A 440-nucleotide genomic window follows, 5' to 3' on the forward strand; every position below is an offset into this window, starting at 1 on the left:
TCGTTACAGTGACACGCGCCGACTGCATCCGCTTTCCAGCAAAAACCTGTCGCTGGAAAGTGCTATCGACAAAGAAAGCGATTTGCTGGAGCCTCTGCGTTCGCGAGCGGATCTGATTGTCGATACCTCAGAAATGTCCGTTCACGAGCTGGCTGAAATGCTGCGTACCCGTCTGCTGGGTAAACGTGAACGCGAACTGACCATGGTCTTTGAGTCTTTCGGCTTCAAACACGGTATCCCTATCGATGCAGATTACGTCTTTGACGTTCGCTTCTTGCCGAACCCGCACTGGGATCCGAAACTGCGTCCAATGACAGGTCTTGATAAGCCTGTCGCCGCGTTCCTCGACCGCCACACAGAAGTACACAATTTTATCTACCAGACGCGAAGCTATCTTGAGCTATGGTTACCTATGCTGGAAACCAACAACCGTAGCTACC

General features: G+C 51.8%; 1 protein-coding gene. It reads left to right on the forward strand.

Going from position 1 to position 440, the window contains the following annotated elements; genetic code table 11:
- The coding region (locus C5J22_RS30870) for an RNase adapter RapZ (RefSeq protein ID WP_245440623.1) at nucleotides 1-440 on the forward strand (440 nt) is incomplete at both ends.

Source organism: Neorhizobium sp. T25_13, from assembly GCF_002968675.1.
In the GTDB taxonomy this organism is placed as follows: Bacteria; Pseudomonadota; Alphaproteobacteria; order Rhizobiales; family Rhizobiaceae; genus Neorhizobium; species Neorhizobium tomejilense.